This window comes from Leisingera sp. CC-HEC093 (assembly GCF_059429195.1).
Genome location: NZ_JCAIJR010000001.1, coordinates 1,150,865 through 1,174,189, shown reverse-complemented (window position 1 = coordinate 1,174,189; position 23,325 = coordinate 1,150,865). Strand labels below are relative to the sequence as shown.

Annotated in this window: 23 protein-coding genes; 10 read left to right on the top strand and 13 right to left on the bottom strand. The window is 62.9% G+C overall.

All coding sequences use genetic code 11. The features are described from left to right. Nucleotides 1–75: 75 nt before the first annotated feature. Complete coding sequence (gene rpsO, locus AC5STB_RS05610) at nucleotides 76–345, top strand: 30S ribosomal protein S15 (protein WP_024088374.1); 270 nt, start codon at nucleotides 76–78, stop codon at nucleotides 343–345. A 263-nt stretch (nucleotides 346–608) separates the two neighbouring features. Here rpsO and AC5STB_RS05605 read toward each other — a convergent pair whose 3' ends face one another. Together AC5STB_RS05605 and deoC are read right to left on the bottom strand one after the other, a co-directional pair. Continuing rightward, a complete protein-coding gene (locus tag AC5STB_RS05605; RefSeq protein ID WP_495441988.1) occupies nucleotides 609–2,945 on the bottom strand; it encodes an aldehyde dehydrogenase family protein in 2,337 nt (778 codons plus the stop codon). Nucleotides 2,946–2,956: 11 nt separating this feature from the next. Then, on the bottom strand, nucleotides 2,957–3,946 hold the full coding sequence (deoC, locus tag AC5STB_RS05600; protein WP_495441987.1) for a deoxyribose-phosphate aldolase: 990 nt from the start codon (nucleotides 3,944–3,946) through the stop codon (nucleotides 2,957–2,959). Nucleotides 3,947–4,188: 242 nt separating this feature from the next. On the opposite strand from deoC, the gene mutL reads away from it, so the two are divergent. From mutL to AC5STB_RS05580, 4 genes are all read left to right on the top strand, one after another. After that, a complete protein-coding gene (gene mutL / locus AC5STB_RS05595) occupies nucleotides 4,189–6,135 on the top strand; it encodes a DNA mismatch repair endonuclease MutL (protein ID WP_495441985.1) in 1,947 nt (648 codons plus the stop codon). A gap of 31 nt (nucleotides 6,136–6,166) precedes the next feature. Then, nucleotides 6,167–7,549 carry a DNA recombination protein RmuC gene (locus tag AC5STB_RS05590; protein ID WP_495441984.1) on the top strand — a complete coding sequence of 461 codons (1,383 nt, stop codon included), beginning with the start codon at nucleotides 6,167–6,169 and terminating at the stop codon, nucleotides 7,547–7,549. Continuing rightward, nucleotides 7,550–8,854: an adenylate/guanylate cyclase domain-containing protein gene (locus AC5STB_RS05585; RefSeq protein ID WP_495441983.1), complete on the top strand. Its 1,305-nt coding sequence runs from the start codon at nucleotides 7,550–7,552 to the stop codon at nucleotides 8,852–8,854. Between the two features lie 87 nt (nucleotides 8,855–8,941). Then, nucleotides 8,942–9,265, top strand: a complete 324-nt coding sequence (locus AC5STB_RS05580) for a DUF3775 domain-containing protein (RefSeq protein WP_495441982.1) — start codon at nucleotides 8,942–8,944, stop codon at nucleotides 9,263–9,265. Between the two features lie 152 nt (nucleotides 9,266–9,417). Here AC5STB_RS05580 and AC5STB_RS05575 read toward each other — a convergent pair whose 3' ends face one another. Genes AC5STB_RS05575 through AC5STB_RS05555 form a run of 5 tightly spaced genes read right to left on the bottom strand, consistent with a single transcriptional unit; the run spans nucleotide 9,418 to nucleotide 13,170 of the window. Further along, nucleotides 9,418–10,560: a saccharopine dehydrogenase family protein gene (locus tag AC5STB_RS05575; protein ID WP_495441981.1), complete on the bottom strand. Its 1,143-nt coding sequence runs from the start codon at nucleotides 10,558–10,560 to the stop codon at nucleotides 9,418–9,420. Beyond that, nucleotides 10,557–10,823, bottom strand: a complete 267-nt coding sequence (locus tag AC5STB_RS05570) for a SemiSWEET family sugar transporter (RefSeq protein ID WP_495441980.1) — start codon at nucleotides 10,821–10,823, stop codon at nucleotides 10,557–10,559. Before AC5STB_RS05570 ends, AC5STB_RS05575 begins: the two co-directional genes overlap by 4 nt. Beyond that, nucleotides 10,820–11,872 carry a saccharopine dehydrogenase gene (locus AC5STB_RS05565; RefSeq protein WP_495441979.1) on the bottom strand — a complete coding sequence of 351 codons (1,053 nt, stop codon included), beginning with the start codon at nucleotides 11,870–11,872 and terminating at the stop codon, nucleotides 10,820–10,822. The genes AC5STB_RS05570 and AC5STB_RS05565 overlap by 4 nt, the downstream gene beginning before the upstream one ends. Nucleotides 11,873–11,883: 11 nt before the next feature. Continuing rightward, nucleotides 11,884–12,498: a glutathione S-transferase family protein gene (locus AC5STB_RS05560; RefSeq protein WP_495441978.1), complete on the bottom strand. Its 615-nt coding sequence runs from the start codon at nucleotides 12,496–12,498 to the stop codon at nucleotides 11,884–11,886. Nucleotides 12,499–12,519: 21 nt separating this feature from the next. Beyond that, a complete protein-coding gene (locus tag AC5STB_RS05555) occupies nucleotides 12,520–13,170 on the bottom strand; it encodes a histidine phosphatase family protein (protein WP_495441977.1) in 651 nt (216 codons plus the stop codon). A 144-nt stretch (nucleotides 13,171–13,314) separates the two neighbouring features. Between AC5STB_RS05555 and AC5STB_RS05550 the strand changes: the two genes are divergently transcribed. Further along, the gene (locus AC5STB_RS05550) at nucleotides 13,315–14,514 is read left to right on the top strand and encodes a hydantoinase/carbamoylase family amidase (RefSeq protein WP_495441976.1); all 1,200 of its coding nucleotides are present in this window, start codon (nucleotides 13,315–13,317) and stop codon (nucleotides 14,512–14,514) included. A gap of 72 nt (nucleotides 14,515–14,586) precedes the next feature. Here the strand turns inward: AC5STB_RS05550 and AC5STB_RS05545 are convergent, their stop codons facing one another. From AC5STB_RS05545 to AC5STB_RS05530, 4 genes are all read right to left on the bottom strand, one after another. Further along, nucleotides 14,587–14,814 carry a WGR domain-containing protein gene (locus AC5STB_RS05545; protein WP_495441975.1) on the bottom strand — a complete coding sequence of 76 codons (228 nt, stop codon included), beginning with the start codon at nucleotides 14,812–14,814 and terminating at the stop codon, nucleotides 14,587–14,589. A gap of 41 nt (nucleotides 14,815–14,855) precedes the next feature. After that, nucleotides 14,856–15,254 (bottom strand): MAPEG family protein, encoded by a 399-nt coding sequence (locus tag AC5STB_RS05540; protein ID WP_495441974.1) that lies wholly within the window; start codon nucleotides 15,252–15,254, stop codon nucleotides 14,856–14,858. 66 nt (nucleotides 15,255–15,320) lie between these two features. Further along, on the bottom strand, nucleotides 15,321–16,025 hold the full coding sequence (locus tag AC5STB_RS05535; protein WP_495441973.1) for a response regulator transcription factor: 705 nt from the start codon (nucleotides 16,023–16,025) through the stop codon (nucleotides 15,321–15,323). Further along, a complete protein-coding gene (locus AC5STB_RS05530; RefSeq protein WP_495441972.1) occupies nucleotides 16,022–17,923 on the bottom strand; it encodes a hybrid sensor histidine kinase/response regulator in 1,902 nt (633 codons plus the stop codon). Before AC5STB_RS05530 ends, AC5STB_RS05535 begins: the two co-directional genes overlap by 4 nt. Nucleotides 17,924–18,380: 457 nt before the next feature. Here AC5STB_RS05530 and AC5STB_RS05525 point away from each other — a divergent pair, with 457 nt between their 5' ends. After that, on the top strand, nucleotides 18,381–20,345 hold the full coding sequence (locus tag AC5STB_RS05525; protein WP_495444561.1) for an AMP-binding protein: 1,965 nt from the start codon (nucleotides 18,381–18,383) through the stop codon (nucleotides 20,343–20,345). A 53-nt stretch (nucleotides 20,346–20,398) separates the two neighbouring features. Here AC5STB_RS05525 and AC5STB_RS05520 read toward each other — a convergent pair whose 3' ends face one another. After that, a complete protein-coding gene (locus AC5STB_RS05520; protein ID WP_019295098.1) occupies nucleotides 20,399–20,584 on the bottom strand; it encodes a hypothetical protein in 186 nt (61 codons plus the stop codon). An 88-nt stretch (nucleotides 20,585–20,672) separates the two neighbouring features. Between AC5STB_RS05520 and AC5STB_RS05515 the strand changes: the two genes are divergently transcribed. Then, nucleotides 20,673–21,491: an ABC transporter ATP-binding protein gene (locus AC5STB_RS05515; protein ID WP_495441971.1), complete on the top strand. Its 819-nt coding sequence runs from the start codon at nucleotides 20,673–20,675 to the stop codon at nucleotides 21,489–21,491. Between the two features lie 102 nt (nucleotides 21,492–21,593). Further along, a complete protein-coding gene (locus tag AC5STB_RS05510; RefSeq protein WP_495441970.1) occupies nucleotides 21,594–22,580 on the top strand; it encodes a branched-chain amino acid ABC transporter permease in 987 nt (328 codons plus the stop codon). A 27-nt stretch (nucleotides 22,581–22,607) separates the two neighbouring features. On the opposite strand, the gene AC5STB_RS05505 is transcribed toward AC5STB_RS05510, so the two are convergent. Next, the gene (locus AC5STB_RS05505; protein ID WP_495441969.1) at nucleotides 22,608–22,940 is read right to left on the bottom strand and encodes an SHOCT domain-containing protein; all 333 of its coding nucleotides are present in this window, start codon (nucleotides 22,938–22,940) and stop codon (nucleotides 22,608–22,610) included. Nucleotides 22,941–23,042: 102 nt separating this feature from the next. On the opposite strand from AC5STB_RS05505, the gene AC5STB_RS05500 reads away from it, so the two are divergent. Beyond that, nucleotides 23,043–23,306 carry a hypothetical protein gene (locus AC5STB_RS05500; protein WP_495441968.1) on the top strand — a complete coding sequence of 88 codons (264 nt, stop codon included), beginning with the start codon at nucleotides 23,043–23,045 and terminating at the stop codon, nucleotides 23,304–23,306. The last annotated feature ends 19 nt before the right edge of the window (nucleotides 23,307–23,325 follow it).

Below are 23,325 nucleotides of genomic sequence, written 5' to 3'. Positions count from 1 at the left end.
CAGGTTTCTCCACGGGCCTGTGCTGGACGACATCCCGGCCTGTGCCATCCACTCTAACCTATGAAGGAGACCCCGATGTCGATCACTGCAGAAGAAAAAACACGCCTGATGAAAGAATTCGCAACCAAAGACGGCGACACCGGTTCCCCGGAAGTCCAGGTTGCAATCCTGACCTCGCGCATCAACACCCTGACTGAGCACTTCAAAACCCACAAGAAGGACAACCACGGCCGCCGTGGCCTTCTGAAAATGGTTGCTCAGCGCCGCAAGCTGCTGGACTACACCAAAGGCAAGGATGAGGCCCGTTACCAGGACCTGATCAAGCGCCTGGGTATCCGCCGCTAATCCGCGCTTATCCGGATTTTCAGCGCCCGTTCCGAAAGGAGCGGGCGTTTTCTTTTGTGCCCTTGTCTTTGTGCGGCGAAGCACTCCCGCGCCCCAAGGCACCCCGGCTGCGCCGGACAGCCTTGGGGCGCGGGCACGGCCCGTGCTGCGCACGGGCGGTTTTTGCCAGCTGTTTGGGCCGGCTGCCGCTGCCTGCTGGCCAGTCAAAAGAAAACGCCGCCCCGGTTGGGGCGGCGTCTTGGCATTGCAGGTGGAGCTGAGCGTTACTCGCCGTAGGGCACCCAGATGTTCTTCACTTCGGTGGCTTCCTGCAGGAAGCGCTTGGTCTGGTCCTGTGTCCAGTCGGTTGCGGTACCGTTGTTTACCCAGGTGCGCTTCAGGTTGCCCAACGAATCCGCCTCAATCTGCGCGGACAGGTCGCTGGAGGAGAAACTCCAGACCGCGTCCACATTCAGATGCGAGGCCAGCGGCTTCGCCATTTCCGCATGGCTGCCGGTCAGGATGTTCACCACGCCGCCAGGCACGTCCGACGTGTCCAGCACCTGGTAGAAATCGGTGGCCGCCAGCGGGAAGGGTTCTGAGGCTGCCAGCACCACCCGGTTGCCCATGGCAATCGCGGGTGCCATCACGGAAACCAGGCCCAGAAGCGGTGCCTCATCAGCGCAAAGCGCGCCGATCACACCTACCGGCTCCTTCATCGCCAGCGCCACGCCGCGGATCGGCACACCATGGACCTGGCCGTCGTATTTGTCGGCCCAGGCGGCCGCGGAGAACAAGCGCTGGATCGAGGCTTCGACCTCTGCCGCACCGCCCTTCCTGCCGGTCAAGGCGTCGATACGGGCCGCGAACTCATCAGCACGGGCGGAGAGGTTTTCGCCGATGTAGTAGAGGATCTGCGCCCGCAGGTGGCCGGTGGTCTTGGACCATTTGCTTGCACCCGCCGCAGCCTCAACCGCGTTGCGGACGTCCTTGCGGTTGGCAAGGCCAACGTGGCCCAGAAGCGCGCCGGATTTGCTGTGTATGGCCTGGGAATAGCCGCCGTCGGGCCGTGCCTGCTTGCCGCCGACATAAAGTTTAGCGGTGCGGTCCAGCGCGTTTGCCGGGACGCCATTGCCCTCAAATGCCTCTACTTTGGCCAGTGCCTTCGTCTTGGTCTTGGGGCGGGTATAGGCCGACAAGCCTTCCCAGCCGCCTTCACGCCCGAAGCCGCTTTCGCGCACGCCGCCAAAGCCTGCGGCGGCGTCGAACATGTTGGTGCCATTCACCCAGACCACGCCGGCCGCCAGCTTCGGCGCCATGTCGAGCGCCAGGTTGACATTTTCGGTCCAGACAGTTGCTGCAAGTCCATAGCGGGTGTTGTTGGCCAGTTCCACCGCTTCCGCCGGGGTGCGGAAGGTGCAGGAAACCAGCACCGGGCCAAAGATCTCCTCCTGCATCAGCGCATCGGCGGGCGACAGCCCCTCAATCAGGGTTGGCGGGTAGAAACAGCCGCCCTCGGGCATCTGCACCTGCGCCTGATGCATGGTGCCAGCGGTGTTGGCCGCGACCATGCTGCTGATGGTGTCCAGCTGCACCGGATCGACCACAGCGCCCACGTCGATGCATTTGTCCAGCGGGTTGCCAACGCGCAAGCCATCCATGCGGGTCTTGAGCTTGGCGTGGAACCGTTCGGCGATGCCCTCCTGAACCAGCAGGCGCGAGCCGGCGCAGCAGACCTGGCCCTGGTTGAACCAGATCGCATCGACCAAACCTTCGATGGCTGAATCGATATCTGCGTCGTCAAAGACGATGTAGGGGGATTTGCCGCCCAGCTCCAGCGTCAGCGCCTTGGCGCTGCCTGCGGTGGCTTCGCGGATCCTGCGGCCGACAGAGGTGGAGCCGGTGAAGGCAATCTTGTCCACGTTTGCGGTGGTGATCATCTCTCCCACGGCGCCGTCGCCGGTGACGATATTGACAACGCCCTTGGGCAGGCCCGCCTGGCGGCAGATATCAGCGAACAGCAGCGCGGTCAGCGAGGTGTATTCCGCCGGCTTCAGCACCACAGTATTGCCCATGGCAATGGCTGGCGCGATTTTCCACGCCAGCATCAACAGCGGGAAGTTCCAGGGGATGATCTGGCCGCAGACGCCCAGGGCCTCTGCGTCGGGCAGCTCAGTTTCCATCAGCTGGGCCATGCCAGCGTGGTAGTAGAAATGCCGCTGTGCCAGGGGGATGTCGATGTCGCGGCTCTCGCGGATCGGCTTGCCGTTGTCCAGCGTCTCCAGCACGGCAAACAGGCGGGCGTGTTTCTGCAGCAGCCGGGCGATGGCATAGAGGTGCTTGGCGCGGCCAGCCCCGCCAAGACCGGCCCAGCTGTCCTGTGCCTTGCGGGCGGCCTCAACTGCGGCGTCGACGTCCCCTTGCGTGGCTTGGGTCAGGGTGGCCAGCACCTCGCCGGAGGCCGGGTTCTTGCTGTCGAATCCGTCGCCGGGGGCGGTGAATTCACCGTTGATGAAATGGCCGAAGCGGCTGCCCTGATCAACCAGCCAGGCCAGGGCCTCGGCAGCGCTTTCGGGGGCGGGACCGTATTCCATGGTGTCGAAGATCTCTTTGATAGTCATGTGTTCAGCCCTCAGCCCATGGAATGGCGGTAGCCGGCGGAGTATGCCCCGGTGACATGGTGTTCCAGCTGGCGTTCAATGTCGCCCAACAGGGAAGATGCGCCAAAGCGGAACAGGTCGGGCTGAAGCCAGCGATCGCCCAGTTCGTCCTTCATCAGCGCAAGGTACACCAGCGCGTCCTTGGCCTTGGAAATTCCGCCCGCGGGCTTATAGCCGACGCGGTAGCCGGTGCGGTCATAATAGTCGCGGATCGCCCGGATCATCACCAGCGACACCGGCAGAGTGGCGTTGACGCTTTCCTTGCCGGTGGAGGTCTTGATGAAATCGGCGCCGGCCATCATGCAGACCAGCGAGGCGCGCGCCACATTGCGCAACGAACCCAGCTCGCCAGTGGCCAGGATCGCCTTCACATGGGCGTCGCCACAGGCCTGGCGGAAGGCCTTCATCTCATCATACAACGCCTGCCAGTTGCCCTGCAGAACATGGCGGCGGGTGATCACGATATCGATCTCCTCAGCACCGTCCTTGACGCTTTCCTCGATCTCCGCCACCCGCAGGTGAAACGGCGACAGGCCGGCCGGGAAGCCGGTGGACACGGCAGCAACGGGGATGCCGGTGCCTTCCAGCGCCTTGACGGCTGTTGGGACCATGTCGTGATAGACGCAGACCGCACCGGTGGTCAGGCCCTCCATGCCCAGCGTGCGCAGGAGGCCGGCGCTGACCGGCTGGCGCGCCTTGGCGCACAGGCGGCGTACCCGGCCTTCGGTGTCATCACCGGACAGGGTGGTCAGGTCGATCAGGCTGACCGCCTTCAACAGCCAGGCGGCCTGGTGATCCTTCTTGACGCTGCGGCGGCCCGGCAGGGTGGCGCAGCGTCGTTCGATGGCCGATGTGTTGGCCTGCACGGCAGCGACCCAGTCCAGGTCCAGCTCTATGCCCGGATTGCGCGGCTCTGCCAGCTGCGGCAGCTGCGCGCTTCGTTCAGCGGTTTGGCTATCCATTGGAATTCCTCGGAAGAGTTCCGTGCGAAAATCGCACGGGTGCGGCATATTGGCAAGCGAGCGCCCCCGCAGGCGGGCATATTTTTTGACTAAATGGACAAAAATGCAAGAGGCGGAACCAGTGATCGCGCGGAATACCGCTGGAAGAAAGCTGTGAACAGGTTTTCTTGCTGAAAACCGCAGCGCTGGGGCGGCTGCGCATTCCGGTGGCAGAATCGCCCATACATGCTAAATTTAGCGGTATGAGCAGTGCAGAACCCCATATCCGCGAAAACTCCGCATCTAGCGGCCGCCCGGTTATCCGTCAGCTGGACGACAGCGCCATCAACCGGATCGCCGCGGGCGAGGTGGTGGAGCGTCCCGCCTCTGCCGTGAAGGAACTGGTGGAAAACGCCATTGACGCAGGCGCCACCCGGATCACTGTGGAGATCGCGGATGGCGGCAAGACGCTGATCAGGGTCACCGACGATGGCTGCGGCATGACGCCGGAGGACCTGCCGCTGGCGCTCAGCCGCCACGCAACGTCCAAGATCGACGGCTCAGACCTGCTGAACATCCACACTTTCGGCTTCCGGGGCGAGGCGCTGCCCTCGCTTGGCGCTGTCGGGCGGCTGACCATCACCAGCCGGGCGGCCGGGCATGAGGCGGCGCAGATCCGGGTTTCGGGCGGCAAGCTGGAGCCTGTGAAGCCCGCCGCCCTGCGGTCAGGCACGATTGTTGAGCTGCGCGATCTGTTCTTTGCAACACCTGCCCGGCTGAAATTCATGCGCACTGACAGGGCCGAGGCGCAGGCGATTGCCGACACAGTCAAGCGCCTGGCAATGGCGGAGCCGTCGGTGGGCTTTACCCTCCGCGATGTCTCTGGCGGCGGCGAGGGGCGGGTCACCTTCCGCGCCGACCCTTTGTCAGGCGATTTGTTCGATGCGCTGCACGGGCGGCTGGCTTCGGTGCTGGGGCGGGAGTTTGCCGAAAACGCGCTGAAGATCGACGCCACCCGCGAAGGCATCCGGCTTTATGGCTATGCGGCGCTGCCGACCTATTCCCGCGGCGCGGCAGTGACACAGTTCCTGTTTGTGAACACCCGGCCCGTGAAAGACAAAATGCTGACCGGGGCGCTGCGCGCAGCCTACTTCGATTTCCTGAGCCGCGACCGGCACCCGGCGGCGGCGCTGTTTATTGATTGCGATCCGCAGCTGGTGGACGTGAACGTGCATCCGGCGAAATCCGAGGTGCGGTTCCGCGATCCGGGTCTGGCGCGCGGGCTGATCGTCTCTTCCTTGCGCCATGCGCTGGCTGAGGCCGGGCACCGCGCCTCAACCACTGTGGCGGGGGCCACGCTGGGTGCAATGAAGGCGGAACAGCCCACCGCCAGCGGCGCGCCGCGGGTCTATCAGATGGACCGGCCCTCATACGGTGCGCGGTCCGCGTCCTTCGCAGCGCAGCAGCCGGACGGCTTTGCGCCCGCGCCCGCCTATCAGCCGCCGGTGTCCCCCGGCTTTGCCGAACTGGCCGGCGCTTACAGCGGCCAGGTGACAGAAACCCCGGAGGCCCCGATGGCCCCGGGTCAGCCCTCGGTTTCGCCTGAAGGAGCCGCGCCCGGGGCCGAAGCCCTGCCGCTGGGTGCGGCACGCGGCCAGGTGCATGAAAACTACATCATCGCGCAGACTGCCGACGGCATGGTGATTGTTGACCAGCACGCCGCACACGAGCGGCTGGTCTATGAGAAGCTGAAACACCAGATGGCCGAGAACGGCGTCGCCGCTCAGGCGCTGCTGATCCCGGAGATCGTTGAGCTCAGCGACAACGACTGCGCCTGCCTGCTGGGTGTGGCGGATGAGCTGGCTAAATTCGGTCTGGGCATCGAGGCGTTTGGGGGAAATGCCATTGCAGTGCGGGAAACCCCGGCGATTCTGGGCGAGGTAAACGCCGAGGCGATGATCAAGGACATCCTGGATGAGCTGTCGGACCAAGGTGAAAGCCAGCTGGTGCAGGCCCGCGTTGAGGCGATTTTGAGCCGGGTGGCCTGCCACGGCTCGATCCGTTCCGGCCGCCGGATGCGGGGAGAGGAGATGAACGCGCTGCTGCGGGAAATGGAGGCGACGCCCCATTCCGGCCAGTGCAATCATGGCCGCCCCACCTATGTGGAACTGAAACTGGCAGATATCGAGCGCCTGTTCGGGCGCAGCTGAACAACAACCCCCGTTTAAGGGAGGACGAGCAGTGACATTGGAACAAGCCCACTGGGCAATCTACGCGCTGGCAGGACTGGCCGCGCTGTTGGCGCTGGCCGGGTTGCGGCTGCGCGGCGCGGCGCGGCAGCTGGAAAACGTAAACGCGGATCAGCGCAGCCATATTGCCGGGATGCGGGCGGAATTGGCCCGGTTGCCGGAACTGACCGATGAGTTGGCCACCCTGCGCCGCGTGCATGAGAATGAGCGCACAGCGCGGTATCAGGCGGAGGCACAGGTGCAGGCGCTGAAGGCAGAGCATGCGGCACGGCTGGAAGAGCTTAGCCATATGAACCAGCAAATGGAGCACAAATTCGCGTCGCTGGCCACGGGCGTGCTGAAGCAGAATTCCGAAAGCTTCCTGAGCCTGGTCAGCGAACGCTTCCAGGCCCACAGCAAGACAGCGGATGAGGATCTGGCCAAGCGCCACGCCGCGATCGAAGGCCTGGTGAAACCGCTGGACCAGAAGCTGGGTCAATTCGGCGAGAGAATCAAGGAAATCGAACAAGCCCGTAACGAGGCCTATGGTGCGATCCAGACGCAGGTGAAACACTTGGCAGAAGGGCAGGCGGCACTGGGCGGCGAGACCCGCAAGCTGGTACAGGCCCTGCGCGCGCCCAAGACCCGCGGCCGCTGGGGCGAGATGCAATTGCGGCAGGTGTTTGAGATGGCCGGCATGGCCGAACATGTGGATTATGAGCTGGAAAAAAGCGTCGGCACTGACGAGGGCCTGCGCAGGCCCGACGCGGTGGTGCGCATTCCCGGCGGCAAGAGCATCGTGGTGGATGCCAAGACTCCGCTGGAGGCCTATCTGGATGCGTTGGAGGCGGAAACACCAGATCAGCAGCAGGCCGCATTGGCCCGGCATGCAGGCCATGTGAAAACCCATGTGCGGCAGCTGGCCTCAAAATCCTATCAAAGCGCGCTGGGCGAGACACCGGATTTTGTGGTGATGTTCATCCCCGGCGAGACCTTCGTGTCGGCAGCGGCGGAAGCGGACCCAGGGCTGATCGAATACGCCTTTGAGAACAAGGTTCTGATAGCGACGCCGACCACGCTGATGGCTCTGGTTAAGTCGATTGCCTATGGCTGGCAGCAGGAAAAGATGGCGGAAAACGCGGTCGAAGTGCAGAAAACCGCCAAGGAGCTATACGACCGGCTGGCGACGTTCTCCAAGAACCTGGCCTCTGTCGGGCGGTCGCTGTCATCTTCGGTGAATAACTACAATAAGGCGGTGGGCTCGCTGGAAGCCCGGGTGCTGCCATCCGCCCGCCGGTTCGAGGCGATGGGCGTGGTGGCCAGCGGAGCAGAGCTGGAAGACCCGGGCCAGGTGGAGGTCGAGCCGCGCCAGGTGGCGCTTCTGGCGGAGGAGTAGATGCGGGTGCCGCTGGCTCTGAGGACGCTGAGGCCGGAGGAGCCGGCCCTGTTGCGCGCAGCGGAGGTTGAAGCTGAACGCATCGTCGCGCTTTTGCGGATTGCGGTGTCGCTGGGGCTGATGCTGGCGATGATGCTGGCCATTGATTCCGTGCGCGCAATTGACGAGCCGCATTTGCGGCGTCAGGTCGGATTGGCAGCGGCCACTATGCTCTCCTATTTGGCGGCCGGCGTGCTGATTTATTGGGCAATTGGCCGAGGGGTGTTCAAGCCTTGGATGATCTGGCTGGCTGTCCTGGCGGACTGCTCGTTTCTCCTTTTGAACACTTACCTGTCGCTGGTGAATACCGGTGTGCCCGGAGCCGCGGTCTTTGCCATGCCAGCCGTGTGGATGGCCCCGGTTGTGCTGGCGTTCGGGGTGCTGAGGCTGAGCCCCTTGCGGCTTGCCGTGATGCTGGTGCTGGTTGCTGCAGGACTCGGCTGGATGATCCAATGGCAGCCGCCTGACACCACGCCGGATTTGATTGGAAGGGTCAGGCTGACCCTGGATGCACCGCCGAATTTCATGCGGCTGGTGATGATTTGCCTGGCAGGCGCGGTTCTGGTTGTGGCTGCGGTGCGGATGCGTGCCCTTCTGCACCGGTCCATCGAAGAGGCCCGCCAAAAGGCAAATCTGACCCGCTACCTGCCAGCGCAGCTGGCCGGCCGCCTGGCGGGCGGCGGGCTGGAGGCGATGCAGGAGGGCCGGCAGCAGAAAATGGCGATCCTGTTTATCGACATCCGCGGCTTCACCAGCTGGTGCGAGGGACGCGAGCCGCAGGAGGTGAGCCGCCTGATTACCGAATTCAGGGGCCGGGTCGAGGAGGTGGCGGCCCGGACCGGCGGGCTGATCGACAAGTATATCGGCGATGCGGCGATGATCCTGTTTGACGGCGAGCGGGCCGCAGCGCGGGCGCTGGGCTGCGCGGAAGGATTGCTGCTGCAGATGAAGGATTGGCGCCAGGCGCGGGAGCGGGCCGGGGAAGCCGGCCTGGGTGTTGGCATAGGTGTGCATTGGGGTGAGGTTTTTTCAGGCGTGACCGGCACACCGGAGCGGCTTGAGTATTCCGTTTTTGGCGACACAGTGAATACCGCGGCCAGGCTGGAGCAGCTGACCAAGGTGCAGGGTATGGCGCTGATCGTCTCGGACGAACTGCTGCAAGAGGCCGGTGCGGAGCCCGCGCGCGACGGCTGGTCCGCGCTGCCGGCGGAGGTCTTGCGCGGGCGCAGCAAAGGGCTTGCCCTCTTCGGAAAGGCGCAGGGGTAGCCGCAGCTCCATTTGCCACAGATCAAAGACTTAGGTGTTTCCTTGACTGTTTGATATGCTGAGGCTGCGAACAGAAGGAATGGAGCAATGGTGGAAATCTCAGTCCGCAAGGTGGCACAGGTGGCGATGATGGCCCGGGAGCTGGGCCGGGCTGAGGGTGAGCTGCGTGCCTTTATCGACCGGATGAGCGAGGACCAGCAGTCCGAGCTGGTCGGCATCATGTGGGTCGGCCGCGGCAGTTTCGAGCCGGAGGAGCTGGGCGAGGCAATTTATACCGCCCGTCAGGAGGCCACCACGCCGACCGTCGATTACCTGCTTGGCACCCCGCATCTGGCGGATAATCTTGAGGCCGGGCTGGAGGCGCTCGGCATTGATGTGAATGATGTCGAAGATGATGTAATCGGCCGCTGATTGCGCCGCAAAGGTTTTCAGATCAGAAGGGCGCCGCAAATGGGCGCCCTTGATCTTTGCAATGCATTTCCGGGGTTCTGCCCCGGCCCCCGGGATGTTTTTAGACAGAAGAATACGGGCTTCTTCGGTTTCCCGCCGGAGCGTCCTGTCCGTCAGGCATTGCCATCGGCGATTTCCAGGTGTTGTGCCAGTTTTCCAATCTCACCCATCCATTTTTCGACCAGGCCCAGGTCGCTGGGTGCGGCGTGGACACCGGCGGCGATCTTGCCGTTCATTGCGGCCTCAATGGCAAAGGATACCGGGTAGGAGACCAGACGCGCCATGGCAGTGCCGCGCTCGTCGCCCCAGGCGTCCATCACATAGGTTTTGTGCCAGACCTCAGCGCCGTCTTTCTCAGCTTTCAGACCGACACACAGCACCACCCTGTCCGGCTCGCCCTCGTCATAGGCGTTTTCGGCCCAGAACTGATCGGACATTTCCTTAAGCCGGGCGTCGCCTTCGGGGCCGCTGAGGGTTTCGACCTCCTTGAAGACATCTGCCCAGGCATCGGCCCAGCCGTTGAGCCGCAGGGTTCCGCGGACGAATTCCTTTACCTTCCAGTCCCCGCCGAATTCGTACTGGGACATGAAGGGGATCGAGTCGCGGTTCGGGTAGACCTCGAAGCTCTCGGGCGCGGGCAGCGGCGCCTCATAGGAGGAAATTGCATCCCACGGGCGGGCGACATCCAGTTCCTCGAAATCGCGGATCGACTTTGACGGCGAACGCAACGCCTTCAGCACGCCCAGCGGCGACCAGCTGAACTTGTAGCGGAACGGGTTCGGGTTTTTGGGGACGCCGCCGCAGTAGGAGATGAAGCTGATCTCATTGTCTGCGTCAAAGGCATCGGAAGCCTTGTAGTCCGCAACCAGCGCATGCGCCATCAGGTGGTCGATGCCAGGATCCAGCCCAACCTCATTGATCAGGCAGACGCCGACGTCCTTGGCCTTTTGGTCCAATGCGCGCATTTCCGGCGCGATGTAGGAGGAGGAGACAAAATGCGCGCCATGCTCGATCGCCAGTTCCGCCAGTGGCACATGCCAGTCGCCGGGCAGCATCGACACGATGACGTCCTTGGGGCTGAGCATCTGGCCCAGATTGGCGATGCTGAAGGCGTGGATATTTGTGGTCAGATCGCCCACAGCTTCGCGCGCCTTGTCCGTTGTACGGTTCCAGACCGCAACGTCGTGGCCCGCTTCCAGCAGTCGGCGCAGGCCGGGGATTGCCGACAGGCCGGTGCCGCACCAGTGAATTGTCATGTGTCAGTCTCTTTCTTGTATTTCAGGATTGCCCCGATGATCGCCAGAACGATGACGATGGAGCAGGCATTGGCAAGGATGATGGGCGCATCGCCCACCAGCAGCCCATAGATCAGCCACAGGCTGACAGTTCCGAGAAACATCAGGTTGGCAGGCAACGACAGCCCGGCGGTGTCGCGCGTTGCCCAGGCCTTCCAGGCCTGCGGCAGCCAGCAGATGGTGCCCAGCAGCGCCGCAAGAAATCCGATGTAGGTTGCGGTCATTCGGGGAGGTGCTCCAGGAAGGTGGCCTTGGCCCGGCCCCAGACGCCGCCGTCAAGATCGGTGAGTGTCAGCAGCGAAGGCAGCAGCTGGGCTGCATAGTCATCGGAGCTTTCCACCGGCAGCATCGATGGCAGATTGTCGATCGCCATCACATCCAGAACCGGATTTTCAGCCACGCGCAGGGCGGGCGCCTCCCAGGTTGTCGCACGGTCATAAACCGGTACCGGGTTGTAATCGCTGTCCGGGTCGCAGGCGACATCACCGATGGCGGTCAGCTTGCGGTCCGTATTCAGCGCTTCGCGCGGAACAAAGACCGGGGTCCCGGGGCGGGCGAAGATACAGTTCAAAAACAGGTCATGGGCCAGGATCTTCGGAAAGGGGCCGCCGTGGGCAGTCTCAGCCATGTCCCATTTGGTGACCCTGACGCCCATCGCTTCGCAAAGGTCGGCAGCGCCGGTGCCAACCCGGCCAAGCGCACCGATCACGATGGCGGTGGGGAGGTCAGATTTCAGCGCATCAAGCTCTGCACCCAAGTCAGCCAGCAGAGCATCCTTGCTGCCATAGACACCAACCGGCCCGCACAGCGCGCCGCGCTGCTGCGCTGCCCAGGCTTTCAGAGTGACTGCGGCGCCAGCATAGCCTGCCCAGTACCCGAATGCAGCAACCCGGCGGCCAGCTTCATCGACCAGATACTCCAGATCATAAAGCGTGCCGCCGCCGGCCCTGAACCGCTCCAAGAGCGCCTTGCCGGAATGCTGGCCCTTGAAGGCATGGCCGAACATGATGTGGCGGTGCGGCAGCGGGGTGCCGTCCTCAGGCAGTTCCTTCAGGCCGAAGATAATCGCGTCCGCAGGCGCCCCGGGCCAGGAGTTCTCAGCCGCGATCTCGCAGCCTGCATCAATGTACCCCTGCAGCGGAATTGCCCGCACAGAGCTTTCCTCGACCGTGACCTTGATGCCCGCGGCGCACAGCGCTTTGGCGCCTTCGGGTGTCAGGCCAACCCGGTCTTCGTTGAGGCGCTGTTCGGCCCGTACCCACAGATGCGTCATTGTCATGTCCTTCAAAGCATTCCCTTGGCATAGACAGCGCACACCGACTCGCGCTGTTCCATTGCCGTCATGAAGTTCTGGATTTTGGGAAAGTCCGCGATGTTGACCCCATCGCCTTCCAGCCAGGTGCAGACCACGTAAAGGTAGCAGTCGGCGAGGCTGATCTCGTCCCCCAGCACAAATGGGCCGCGCAGTCCAGACTGGCTGATGTATTCGCAGGAGGCCGCCATAGTCTGGGGCACCATCTTCTGCATGTCTTTCCAGCTGGTCCGCTCCTTGGCCCAGCGGGCGCCCCGCAGCCTGTGAGCGTGGTTCACATGCATGGTGGAGGCAAGATAAAACATCACCTCGCGCATGCGGGCCAGCAGCACCGGGTCTTGCGGGCGCAAAGACGCCGCGGGTGCCATGTCTGCGATAAATTCCAGCAGCGCGCCGGTCTCAGTCAGGATGCCGCCCTCAACCGCCAGCGCGGGCACGCGGCCCTTGGGATTGATCTGGGCATAGGCCGCGCCGGTCTGTTCCTTGGCAGCAAAGTCGATCTTCACCGCCTCATAGTGGATCCCGGCTTCCTCGAGCGCGATGGCGACAGCCACCGAAATGGTATTGGGGGCATAGTAGAGCTGCATGACTTTCCTCCCGTTCGTGTCTCAAAGGTGTGTCTGGGCAAAATGCCGGTCCGGCGCTTCCAGATGCGGCACCGCGTTGAACAAAACCGGGCTCCAGTGGCCGCCGATGGGAAACAGCCGGTGCATGGAGGTGTTCATGACCGCCAGCGCAATCCGCGCCATCCCGGCAGTGTCCAGCCCCATGGCCTGCCGCAGCGCCATCGAGATCAGCCCGCCTGAGGTTACCACCAAGGCCGGGCCGTCGCCGGCGGCAATCTCTTCCAGCGCTTGCCGGGTGCGGGTTTCGAAGTGTTCCCAGGTTTCGTAGGGCTGGGAAATCTCTTTACCCGCCCAGGCGGCAAAGACCTTGGGAAGATGGTCGACAAATCCCTCTCGCTCCTTCGGGATCGGCAGCCCGTGCTGGTCGCGCATTGCCTCGGCGAGGGTGAAATACTCCATCTCGTTCAGCCGTGCATCCTGTACCGGATCTGCAAAGCCCATCGAGGCCGCGGTCTCGACATGCCGCCTGAGCGTGCCGCAGTAGATGCGGGGATGATGGTTGCCGCTGGCGCGCAGGTGGTCGCCCAGCCAGGCCGCCTGCTGGTGGCCCAGATCGCTGAGCCGGTCATAGCTGGCCTCGTCGCGGGCCTGGGTGTTGGCCTGGCCGTGGCGGATCAGCGTGATGTGGGACATGGGCGGGCGGCTCCGTTGTTACCGGAGAAGTCTTAGGGGAGCTTGCAGGCAGAGGGAAGGGCGGGCTTGGCGCTGCTCTGATCAATTTCGTTGAGGGCTGCGGGAAAATGGCGCAATGTGCCTCTGTCAGTTTGGAGACTTGCCATGCCCCTCGACCCGCAGCGCTTTCTTGACGACCTGCATGAATTGCGCAGCTTTGGTGCCTCCGGTGCGGGCAGGGGGGTGGTGCGGCAAGCCTACTCAGATGCCGACATCGCAGCACGCCAGTGGCTTGCGGAGCGAATGAAAGAGGCAGCATTAGAGCCGCATTTTGATCCGCTTGGCAACGTGTTCGGACTAGCGGGCGAGAAGAGCCTGCTGCTGGGCTCGCACAGTGACAGCCAGCCCGAAGGCGGCTGGCTGGACGGGGCGTTGGGCGTGATTGCCGGACTGGAAGTTGCCCGCGCTGCCAAGGCGGACGGCGGGCCGCCCATTTCCTGCGTCAGTTTCCAGGATGAGGAGGGACGGTTCGGGGTGCTGACCGGCTCGGACGTCTGGACCGGAAAACTGGCGCTGGCGGAGGCCGACGGGTTGTCCGACAATCAGGGCAATACGCTTGCGGATATGCGGGCGCGGATGGCGGGCAACGCCAGGGACTTTCTGCCGCATGAGCGGTTCAGCGGATTTCTGGAAATGCATATCGAGCAAGGCCCCTATCTGGAGGAAACAGGCCTGAGGCTTGGGGTGGTGACGGATATCGTTGGCATCCGCGATATGCGGATCACCTTTGAGGGCCGCCAGAACCACGCAGGTACGACGCCGATGCATCTGCGCCGGGATGCGTTTCAGGCGCTTTCTGCCTTCAACACGGCGTTGAACCGCCGGATTGCCGATGTGGCCACATCTTCAACAGTTTGGACCATCGGCCACGTGGCGCTGCATCCCAACGCGTCTTCTGTGGTGCCGGGGAAAGTTGATTTTTCCATGCAGTGGCGGGATGCAAACCAAGAGCGGCTGGCGCAGATTGAGGCCATCGTTAACGACACCGCGCGGGAGGTTGCTGCGGGTCACGGTGTGACTGCGAACCTTGGTCCGGTGATGGGCATAGAGCCGGCGAGGATGGATGCGGGTTTTCAGGCAGAGCTGGCCGCCGCGGCAGAGGGGCTTGCGCCCCGCAAGTGGCAAAAGATGTCCTCTGGCGCACTGCATGATGCAGCCAACCTGGCAGCGGTGATGCCTGCGGGCATGCTGTTTGTGCCGTCAATCGGGGGTGTCAGCCATGCCTTCGACGAAGATACGGAAGAGGCGGATCTGGTGCTCGGGCTGCAAGTGCTGGATCGCGCTGCCCGCGCCTTGGCCGGGTGATCTCCCGCCTGTTTCCAGACATTCGGAGAATGCCCGGAACAGTTGGGCCGGGCGCCGCTGGCGCGGCGCAGGTCAGGCCCGGCCGTAGCCGCGTTTGAGCATCCGGTTGCGATGCTTGTCGGCGGCCAGCGATGCCTCGCGCAGATTGCCGTAGATATTGATCACGCTTTGCCCATTGCCGCCGGCCACGCCCCATTCCCGCAGCACAGAGACTTCGGAGAACAGGTTCATCGCCAGCTCAATGCGGTAGAACCGCGACGGGCGCGAGGGGGCTTGGCGGTAGAGCAGACAGGTGGCCATAGGCCGATTCTATGCCAAGTGATTCGCCTGGGCAAGAATCTCTACGCTGCGCCCAGCAGTGTAAGGCCCAGAAGCGCTGTCGACAGCGCGGCCACGGCAAAGGCCAGTGTGCGCAGAACCGGAATACCGATGGTGTAGATGACGTAATGCGCCGCCATGCCGAGGAAGAAGGTGAGGCCCAGGGTGCCGGGCTGATCCTCTGGCGGCAGCACCAGCATCGCCAGGATAGCGAGCGGCGCAAAGGCGGCAAGCAACTCCACGCCCACGATATGGGCCCGGTGCGCGCGCTGCGCCCACAAGGACTGCGGCAGGTCGCTGGGGCCGGGGTTTGCCATCGCCCCCATCAGCCCGCGGACCATCACCCGGTCCAGGATGTAAGGCAGCCAGGCCAGCGCCACCCAAAGCCCGGACAGGGCGGTAAAATACTGCAGCTGCGTCATCTTTCGCTCCTCCTGATAGATAAGATTGAGCGTAGTGCGCAGCGGGGGCTTTTCTATCTGCAGGGGTCAGGACCAGTTTACGTCGCCCAGAAAGATGTAGCCCGCGCCATAGATGGTCTTGATCAGCCGCGGGTTCTTGGGGTCCTCGCGCAGCTTGGTGCGCAGGCGCGAAATACGCACATCCATCGCCCGGTCAAAGCTGTCACCGGCTGCACCGCCAAGCATCTCCTGCATCTGGGCGCGGGAGATCAGCCGCTTCGGGCTGTCTAGGAACAGCCGCAGCACTTCGCCCTCGGCATGGGAGAACGGGGTCTCGGCGCCTTGATCGTCCTCCAGCACATAGCGGTCGAAATGGGCGGTCCAGCCGGCAAAGCGCGCGGTATTGCTGGCAGGTGCAGCGGTGCGGGGACCGCTGCGCAGGCGGGCACGGACGCGGGCCACGACCTCTGCCGGATCAAAGGGTTTGGTGATGTAGTCATCAGCGCCAAGCTCCAGCCCGGTCACCCGGTCCTGGACCTGTGCCCGGCCCGAAATGATGATGACCGCCGCGCCCTGTTCCAGCGCCAGCCGGTGCACCAGCGCCAGACCGTCGGTATCGGGCAGTGACAGGTCGACCAAGCAGACATCCGGGGTTACCCGGTTCAACGCCGCCTCGAATTCGCGCGCGCGGGCAAAACTCTGGGTGCGGAAGCCTGCCTCCTCCAGCGTCTCGGTCAGGATCTGCCGGATTTCAGGCTCATCATCCAGAATGGTGACCAGGGGCGGTGTCATGCGGCAAGCTCCGGATTGATCAGTTCGGACAGCTGGTGAATGGTGAAAGGTTTGCGCAAAACTGGCCCGCATTTCAATGCCTTGCGGAACATCGGGTCACTGACCGGCAATGAAGTCATCAGGATGCAGGGCAGGCCGGAGCCATCCAGCCGGGTGGCAAGGTCGATGCCGGTGGCGGTTCCCTCCAGCTTGATGTCCGACAGCACCAGCGCGATGTCCGGCAGGTTGGCTGCCAGCGCGCTGGCCTCATCCACACTGGCGGCTTCGATCACCGAATAGCCGAGGTCGATCAGCATGTCGCGGAACGCGGCGCGCAGCTCCTCGCTGTCTTCGACCAGCAGCGCCAATCCGCCGCCCGCATCCGGGGCCGGGCGGTAGGGCAGCCGCAGGGTAATGGATGCGCCGGACATGCCGTTGCCGAGCCGCATGTCGCCGCCGGCCAGCTTGGCCATGTCATAAACCATCGGCAGGCCAAGGCCGGAGCCCTCGCTGCCCTTGGTGGTGAAAAACGGGTTCAGCGCCTTCTCCAATGCCTCGGGAGAAAAGCCCGGGCCGGTGTCAGTGACGGTGATTTCGACCCATGTCCGGCCGACCGCATGGGCGCTGACGGTTATCTGGCCGGAGGTGCCGCAGGCGTCGCGGGCGTTCAGGATCAGGTTCAGCAGCGCATCCTGCAGCTTGCCCGCGTCCAGCAGCAGCACCTGATCAGGCAGGTTGTCAAGAATGCTGAGACCCACCCCCTGCGGCAGAGAGGGTGAGGCAAGCACCTTCAGCTCCTCCAGCAATGCGTGCATGTCAGTGGCCTGCGGGCGCAGGGTGCGCTGGCTGGTCATTTCGGCGATCCGGTTCAGCAACCGCCCGCCGCGCCGGGCCGCCGACAGGGTGCCCTGGACCAAATCTCCGGCTTCGCCGCCCAGCCCCATCTTTTCCAGCTTGCTCTGCATGCCCAGAATGATGGTCAGCAGGTTGGAGAAATCATGCGCCAGGCCGCTGGTCATCTGTGCCGCCATCTCGCGGCGGCGGGCCTGCTGCAGGGCGACACGGGCCTGGGTTTCCTCGGTCACATCCATCGACAGGATATAGACGCCGCCCTGCTGATCCGGGGTGAAGGCGACCCGGATCCGGCGGCTGCCGTGGCTTTCGGTGAACTCAAACACCGGGCTGCTGCCCTTGTAGGCAGACAGAAGATGCGGCTCGATCCGTTCAAAGGCGGCCTCTCCCAGCGCGTCGGAAATATGCATCCCCAGTATCTCTGACGGCCTGCCCGGAAACACCGCACTCAGGCGGCGGTTTGTGTAGGTGTAATGCCCGTCTGCGTCCACATGGGCGATATGGGCGGGCATCATCTCTGTCGTCAGGCGGGTCCGGCCCTCAATTTCCGTCAGCTGGCGCTTGGCCTCTTCCAACGCGGTGTTGGTGGCCTCCAGCTGCCGGTTGGCGGCAGACAGCTCCTCTGTGTGGGCGATAAGTTTCCCGGACAGCTCCTCTGAGCGCGCGCGCAACAGCTGCTCGGCCCGTTTGGCGCGGGAGATGTCGGTATAAACAGTGACCCAGCCGCCTTGGGGCAGCGGCGAGCCCTCGATTGAGATTGTCTGCCCGTTGGGGCGTTCCCGCTCCAGGTAGTGGGGCACAAAGTCCAGCGCTTGCTCGACCCGGCTGCGCACGATGTCCTCGATATCTGTTTCCGGAGCGTATTCGCCGGCTTCGGCCAGGAAGCGGATGGTTTCGGCAAAGGAGGCCCCGGGCTGCACCAGATGATCGGGCAAGGTGAACATCTCCTGAAAGCGCCGGTTGCAGACCGCCAGCCGAAGATCGTTGTCATAGATTGATATCGCCTGAGCGATAAGGTTCAGCCCGGCGGTTGTCATCGCGGCGTGTTGTTTGCTGGTCCGGTTCATCGGTTCTCCCCCGGTTCTCTGGCTAGCATTGCGGCGGGTGCGGGGCAAATTGCCATTCGGCCGCGGGGCGCAGATGCGCTGCGGTGCCATATCGGTGATCGCCTCCTGATTGCCGGGCGGCGGCTGGTGCTGCAGCTAATACAGAAACTGGCGGATTTGAAGTTTCCGAATTTCCGGCGGCAGTCCGATTCGAAATAGCAGCTTGTCGTGCGTTTCCCGCGCAAATGCGCCAGAGTCTTGGCCTGGGATGAAAGGGTTTCTTGCACCGGATCGTCAGCGGCAGACGTAACGGCCTGTAAAACAAGGGGGATCAGGCTGTTACAATTGGTAAGATTTGGGAAAACATCAGGAAAAAGTTGACGGGCTACTCTGCCGCTGTCCCTAATCGGGGCCAGAGCCGCGGGTAGCGGCCAGTCCGGCAGCAACGCCGGAAAGGGAGGAGAGAAAGTTGGCTCAGATGCAGACGGGCGCCGAAGGGAAGCAATCCCTGCCGGCGCTGCTTCAACGCAATGCGGCGCAATTCGCGGACGCGCCGGCCTACCGGGAAAAGGAATTCGGCATCTGGCAATGCTGGACCTGGGCCGAGACGGCAAAGGAAATCGAGGCGCTGGCGCTAGGTCTCATCAACCTTGGCGTGAATGAGGGCGATTTCGTCGCCATCATCGGCCGCAACCGCCCCTACCTTTACTGGTCGATGGTTGCCGCGCAGGCGGTGGGCGCGGTGCCGGTGCCGCTCTATCAGGACGCGGTGGCTGAGGAGATGGCCTATGTGCTGGGCCATTGCGGCGCGCGCTTTGTGATCGTGGGCGATCAGGAGCAGGCTGACAAGGTGATCGAGATCCAGGATCAGCTGCACCAGTTTGAGCATATGATCTATCTCGATCCGCGGGGCATGCGGAAATACGATCACACCCAGCTGCACCAGTTCAGCCATATCCAGGATCAGGGCCGGGCTGCCCATGACGAGCTGATTGGCGAGCTGCAGTCCCGCCAGGCCAAGCTGGATTACGACAGCACCTGCGTGATGCTTTACACCTCTGGCACCACCGGCAAGCCCAAAGGCGTGGTGCTGTCAAACCGCAACGTGATCCAAAGCGCCAAGAACTCCGCGGAATTCGATCATCTGACCCAGGGTGAAAACATCCTGTCCTACCTGCCGATGGCTTGGGTGGGCGACTTCATCTTCTCGATCGGCCAGGCCTACTGGTGCGGCTTCTGCGTGAACTGCCCGGAAAGCCAGGACACCATGATGACCGACCTGCGTGAGATCGGCCCGACTTACTTCTTTGCGCCGCCGCGGGTGTTCGAAGGCCAGCTGACCAACGTGATGATCCGGATGGAGGACGCAGGCGCCCTGAAGCGCAAAATGTTCCACCACTTCCTGGCGCACGCGAAAAAGGTCGGCGGGGACATTCTGGACGGCCGCCCCGTGGGCCTGATGGACCGGCTGAAATATGCGCTGGGCAATGCGCTGGTTTATGGCCCGCTGAAGGACACGCTGGGCTATGGCCGCATCCGTGTCGGCTATACAGCAGGGGAGGCAATCGGGCCGGAGATTTTCGACTTCTACCGTTCGCTGGGCATTAACCTCAAACAGCTCTACGGCCAGACCGAGGCCACCGTTTTCATCACCGTTCAGCCCGATGGCGAAGTGCGTGCCGACACCGTTGGCGTGCCGGCGCCAGAGGTGGAAATCAAGATCGACGCCAATGGCGAGATCCACTACCGCTCGCCCGGCACCTTTGTGGAATACTTCAACAACCCGGATTCCACCGCCTCGACCAAGGATCCGGAGGGCTGGGTTGCCACAGGCGATGCGGGTTTCTTTGAAGAGGGGTCCGGCCATCTGCGGATCATTGACCGTGCCAAGGACGTGGGCAAAATGGCCGACGGCAGCATGTTTGCGCCCAAGTACGTGGAAAACAAGCTGAAATTCTACCCGGATATCTTGGAGGCAGTGCTGTTCGGCAATGGCCGCGACCGCTGTGTCGCCTTTATCAACATCGACCTGACGGCGGTGGGCAACTGGGCGGAACGCAACAACATCGCTTATGCCTCCTATCAGGAACTGGCGGGCCATCCGCAAGTTCTGGAGTCCATCCGTTCGCATGTGACTGAAGTCAACAAATCCGTGGCCGAGGACCCGATGCTGTCGGGCTGCCAGGTGCACCGCTTTGTCGTGCTGCACAAGGAATTGGATGCCGATGACGGTGAAATGACCCGTACCCGCAAGGTGCGCCGCCGCATCGTTGAGGAAAAATTCGACGATATCATCGCCGCGCTTTACGACGGCTCCGAAAAGGTCTCGACCGTGACGGAAGTGACCTATGAGGACGGCCGCAAAGGGTCAATCAAGGCGACGCTGACCATTGTCGACGCGGACGTGAAACCGGGAGCGGTTCACAAGGTGGCCGCGGAATGATGCACGTTTCACCGGACAACGTCCCGCCCCGTGCAGGGCAGGCCGGATCACCCTCAGATCAGGTCGGGGTTGAGGCCGGGATTATAGGCCGTGTTGACCACCTGCTGGATCTTGAAAGGGGAGCTGAACCCGTGTGTCTGCTCCATGATAGAGGCCAGGCTTTCGGATTGGCTGAGGCCCATCTGCTTACATTCGAGTGCCATCTTCAGAAGGCAGGAATGCTCAAGTTCGCCGAACATAACGTCGATCTCCTTGCTGCTCGTTTTGAACAAGTATCGCATGGAAATCTTAAAATTTCTATGCGGCAGAAATATGGAGGCCGTTGTTATGCTTGACAAATCCTTAAGCTATGTAACTGAGGACGGCCGCACCATCGGCGGCGTTGTGATGGAGATGAAGAACATCACACTGCGGTTCGGGGGTGTGGTGGCGATCCAGGACATCTCCTTTGACATCCGCGAGGGCGAGATCCGCGCGATCATCGGCCCCAACGGTGCCGGCAAGTCTTCCATGCTGAACGTGATCTCCGGGTTCTACGTGCCGCAGGAAGGCGAAGTGCTGTTCCACGGCAAAAAGCGCCCGCCGATGCGCCCCTATGAGGTGGCGCGCCAGGGCATCGCCCGCACCTTCCAGAATATCGCGCTGTTTGAAGGCATGAGCGTTCTGGACAACGTCATGACCGGGCGGCTCAACTATATGAAAACAGGACTTTTTTCGCAGGCGCTGTGGAAGGGCAAGGCGGAAAAGGAAGAGACCGAAAACCGCGAGGTTGTGGAGCGGATCATCGACTTTCTGGAGATCCAGCACATCCGCAAGACCCCGGTGTCACGGCTGCCTTATGGTCTGAAGAAACGGGTCGAACTTGCCCGCGCGCTGGCTGCCGAACCAAAGCTATTGCTGCTGGATGAACCGATGGCCGGCATGAACGTCGAGGAGAAGGAGGACATGTCCCGCTTCATCCTGGATGTGAACGACGAGTTCGGCACCACCATTGCCCTGATCGAGCACGACATGGGCGTGGTGATGGACCTCAGCGACCGCGTCGTGGTGATGGATTACGGCAAGAAAATCGGCGACGGCACCCCGGATGAGGTGCGCAATAACCAGGATGTGATCGACGCCTACCTGGGGGTCAGCCATGACTGAGTTGCAATGCAGCAACACCCGCCGCCGGCGGGGTGACATCCGTACACCCCCTGTGCACCCCCTGTGCACCGCCGCAGCGCAGAATTCCGAGGAGAGCCTCTAATGCCCGAACAACTCGTCTTTGCGATGGAAGTGACGCTGAACGGCCTGATGGCGGGCGTGCTTTATGCGCTGGTCGCCCTGGGGTTCGTCCTGATCTACAAGGCCTCCGGCATCTTTAACTATGCTCAGGGCGTGATGGCGCTGTTTGCGGCAATGACGCTGGTGGGGATCATGCAAGGCCAGGTGCCGTTTTCGCATCTGATCAATGCAGTCTTTGGCGGCCATATCACCCATTTCGGCTGGAATATTCCCGGCGTCGTGGCAATTGCCCTGACCGTCGCCGTGATGGTGCTGCTGGCCTGGCTGGTGCAGGTCCTGGTGATGAAACATCTGGTGGGGCAGGAGCCGATCATCCTGTTCATGGCCACCATTGGCCTGGCGTATTTCCTGGAAGGTGTCGCCGACCTGATGTGGGGATCCGAGATCAAGACGCTGGACGTCGGTCTGCCGCAGGGCATCAACCTGTGGATCGACGAGACCACTTTCAACATCTTCGGCTACGGCTTCTTTATCGACAATCTGGATATCGTGGCGACGGTGATTGCGGCGCTGCTGGTGGCGGGGCTGGTCTGTTTTGCCCAGTACACCAAGCAGGGCCGGGCGATGCGCGCAGTGGCGGATGACCACCAGGCGGCGCTGTCGGTCGGCATCTCGCTGAACTTCATCTGGGTGCTGGTCTGGTCGGTTGCCGGGTTCGTGGCGCTGGTTGCGGGCATCGTCTGGGGCACCAAGTCCGGCGTGCAGTTCTCACTGTCGCTGATCGCGCTGAAGGCGCTGCCGGTTCTGATGCTGGGCGGCTTCACCTCGATCCCCGGCGCCATCGTGGGCGGGCTGATCATCGGTGTCGGCGAAAAGCTGTTCGAATTCGCCGTTGGCCCGCTGGTGGGCGGTGCGACCGAGAACTGGTTTGCCTATGTGCTGGCGCTCTTGTTCCTGGTGTTCCGGCCGCAAGGTCTGTTCGGGGAGAAGATCATTGAACGGGTCTGACGCTCATATGATCTGCTCCCGGAGGCTTCAGCCTTCCAGCCGGCGGAATGCGGCGACGACGATGGCGGCGCAAACCGTGGCGACCAGGGTGAAGGCGATGGTGATGTTGCCGATCAGCTGCCCGGCCACGAAGGTCAGCAGCGCGGCCATCAAAAGCCCGATCAGCACCGTTCCCCAGGGGCCGGGCCCGGTATTGGCGGCCCGCCGCCGCGGCGGATCAAACTCAAACGGCGGCAGCACGGTTGCCTCTTCCACCGTTTCCAGAAGCCGGCCCTTGGCCTTGGCAAATTCGGCTTCGGATATGTCGCCCTTCTTCCGCGCGGCCTCCAGCCGCCGGATTTCCTCGAAAATCACGGTCATTGGTTCCACTCACTCTACCCAAGCGCAGGGTGGCACAAAGAAGTGGGCAAAATGTGTCCAAACACGCGAATCTGACAAACTGGTTAACGGCGGGGCTGCGGTATGACCAAGGTCATCGCCATCATCAATGTGATCGCCTGGGCCGGGTTCTGGGCCTTTGGCTACCTGGCGCTGTCGGCGGAAAGCTACAGCGAGACCCAGGTGGTGACTGCGGCGCTGCTGGCCTCAGCCGGGCTGATCACCGGCATTATCGCCTATTTGCGGCTGGTGCGCGGAAGCGAGCGCAGCGGCTATGCGAAACCCTCGAACCGGATGACGCGCGAGCAGCGCGACGCGGCGCAGGCCCAGTGGGGGCAGATCGAATGAGCGCCGCCGAAACCAACAA